The sequence below is a fragment of the Pediococcus cellicola genome (assembly GCF_001438655.1).
Lineage (GTDB): Bacteria > Bacillota > Bacilli > Lactobacillales > Lactobacillaceae > Pediococcus > Pediococcus cellicola.
The window spans coordinates 1-3,288 of sequence record NZ_JQBR01000019.1; the positions used below are offsets into that span (position 1 = coordinate 1).

Annotated in this window: 2 rRNA genes; both read right to left on the reverse strand. The window is 49.6% G+C overall.

The features are described from left to right. Nucleotides 1-117 (reverse strand): 5S ribosomal RNA (gene rrf / locus IV80_RS09875). Nucleotides 118-209: 92 nt separating this feature from the next. Continuing rightward, nucleotides 210-3,133: ribosomal RNA gene (locus IV80_RS09880) — 23S ribosomal RNA — on the reverse strand. Nucleotides 3,134-3,288 lie beyond the last annotated feature (155 nt).

The window sequence follows — 3,288 nt, forward strand, 5'->3', positions numbered from 1 at the left end:
GCATGGCAACGTCCTACCCTCGCAGGGAGCGATCCCCCAACTACTCTCGGCGCTAAGAAGCTTAACTTCTGTGTTCGACATGGGAACAGGTGTATCCTTCTCGCTATCGCCACCACACTTCTCCGATCCACCTTCGTGGCTCGTGTGAAAGAAATTTATTCTCTCAAAACTAAATAATATCGAATCCTTCTCTTTGAGAACACCACTTCGTGGTTAAGTCCTCGACCGATTAGTATTGGTCCGCTCCATGTATCACTACACTTCCACTCCCAACCTATCTACCTGATCATCTCTCAGGGGTCTTACTTCCATAAATGGAATGGGAAATCTCATCTTGAGGCGAGTTTCACACTTAGATGCTTTCAGCGTTTATCTCATCCATACATAGCTACCCAGCGATGCTCCTGGCGGAACAACTGGTACACCAGCGGTATGTCCATCCCGGTCCTCTCGTACTAAGGACAGATCCTCTCAAATTTCCTACGCCCGCGACGGATAGGGACCGAACTGTCTCACGACGTTCTGAACCCAGCTCGCGTACCGCTTTAATGGGCGAACAGCCCAACCCTTGGGACCGACTACAGCCCCAGGATGCGATGAGCCGACATCGAGGTGCCAAACCTCCCCGTCGATGTGAACTCTTGGGGGAGATAAGCCTGTTATCCCCAGGGTAGCTTTTATCCGTTGAGCGATGGCCCTTCCATACGGTACCACCGGATCACTAAGCCCGACTTTCGTCCCTGCTCGACCTGTCTGTCTCGCAGTCAAGCTCCCTTCTGCCTTTACACTCTATGAATGATTTCCAACCATTCTGAGGGAACCTTTGGGCGCCTCCGTTACTCTTTAGGAGGCGACCGCCCCAGTCAAACTGCCCACCTGACACTGTCTCCCGCCACGCTTAGTGGCGCGGGTTAGAGGGTTCATACAGCGAGGGTAGTATCCCACCAACGCCTCCACCGAAACTAGCGTTCCGGTTTCTACGGCTCCTACCTATCCTGTACAAGCTGTACAAACACTCAATATCAAGCTACAGTAAAGCTCCATGGGGTCTTTCCGTCCTGTCGCGGGTAACCCGCATCTTCACGGGTATTATAATTTCACCGAGTCTCTCGTTGAGACAGTGCCCAGATCGTTACGCCTTTCGTGCGGGTCGGAACTTACCCGACAAGGAATTTCGCTACCTTAGGACCGTTATAGTTACGGCCGCCGTTTACTGGGGCTTCATTTCAAAGCTTCGCCGAAGCTAACTCATTCACTTAACCTTCCAGCACCGGGCAGGCGTCAGCCCCTATACGTCATCTTACGATTTTGCAGAAACCTGTGTTTTTGATAAACAGTCGCCTGGGCCTATTCACTGCGGCTGATCTTGCGATCAGCACCCCTTCTCCCGAAGTTACGGGGTCATTTTGCCGAGTTCCTTAACGAGAGTTCTCTCGCTCACCTGAGGATACTCTCCTCGACTACCTGTGTCGGTTTGCGGTACGGGTAGTTAAACTCTAACTAGAAGCTTTTCTCGGCAGTGTGACATCAGGAACTTCGTTACTTAAAATTTCACTCCCCATCACAACTTGTCCTTAAGGTTGAAAGCATTTCACTCTCCACCAGACTTGTTGCTTGGGCGCACATATCCAACCGTGCGCATTCCTTAGCCTCCTGCGTCCCTCCATTGTTCAAACAAGTTTAACTAGTACAGGAATCTCAACCTGTTATCCATCGTCTACGCCTCTCGGCCTCGACTTAGGTCCCGACTAACCCTGGGTGGACGAGCCTTCCCCAGGAAACCTTAGTCATTCGGTGGACAGGATTCTCACCTGTCTTTCGCTACTCATACCGGCATTCTCACTTCTAAGCGCTCCAACAGTCCTCACGGTCTGCCTTCATCGCCCTTAGAACGCTCTCCTATCACGCCACCTTGCGGTGGCATCCACAGTCTCGGTAATATGTTTAAGCCCCGGTACATTTTCGGCGCAGAATCACTCGACTAGTGAGCTATTACGCACTCTTTAAATGATGGCTGCTTCTGAGCCAACATCCTAGTTGTCTATGCAACTCCACATCCTTTTCCACTTAACATATATTTAGGGACCTTAACTGGTGGTCTGGGCTGTTCCCCTTTCGACGATGGATCTTATCACTCACCGTCTGACTCCCGGACATAAATCAATGGCATTCGGAGTTTATCTGAATTCAGTAACCCAAGACGGGCCCCTAGTCCAAACAGTGGCTCTACCTCCATGATCCTAATTCCGAGGCTAGCCCTAAAGCTATTTCGGAGAGAACCAGCTATCTCCAAGTTCGTTTGGAATTTCACCGCTACCCACACCTCATCTCAGCACTTTTCAACGTACACGAGTTCGGTCCTCCAGTGCGTTTTACCGCACCTTCAACCTGGACATGGGTAGGTCACTTGGTTTCGGGTCTACATCTACATACTCAGTCGCCCTATTCAGACTCGCTTTCGCTACGGCTCCGTTTCTTCAACTTAACCTGGCATGTAAACGTAACTCGCCGGTTCATTCTACAAAAGGCACGCCATCACCCCTTAACGGGCTCTGACTTCTTGTAGGCACATGGTTTCAAGAACTGTTTCACTCCCCTTCCGGGGTGCTTTTCACCTTTCCCTCACGGTACTGGTTCACTATCGGTCACTAGGGAGTATTTAGCCTTGGGAGATGGTCCTCCCGGATTCCGACGGAGTTACACGTGTTCCGCCGTACTCAGGATCCTGAACTGAGGGATCTTCATTTTGCCTACGGGGCTATCACCCACTCTGGCCAGTCTTCCCAGACTGTTCGGCTATGAAAATCTTTGGTAACTCAAATGTTCAGTCCTACAACCCCAGGAAGCAAGCTTCCTGGTTTGGGCTGTTCCCCGTTCGCTCGCCGCTACTTAGGGAATCGATATTTCTTTCTCTTCCTGCGGGTACTGAGATGTTTCAGTTCCCCGCGTCTACCTCCAAACACGCTATGAATTCACGTGCTGGTAACAACGGATTAATGTTGTTGGGTTTCCCCATTCGGAAATCTCCGGATCAAAGCTTACTTACAGCTCCCCGAAGCATATCGGTGTTAGTCCCGTCCTTCATCGGCTCCTAGTACCAAGGCATTCACCATGCGCCCTTTATAACTTAACCTAACTTTACCAAAGGTAAAGTGGTTTTGAGTTTAGCGATTATGTTTCGAACTAATCTTGTTTTAAAACTCTATAAAACGCGGTGTTCTCGGTTTAATTATATAATAATTAAAATTAGAAAATTTTTCGATATTATTTAGTTTTCAAAGAACAAAT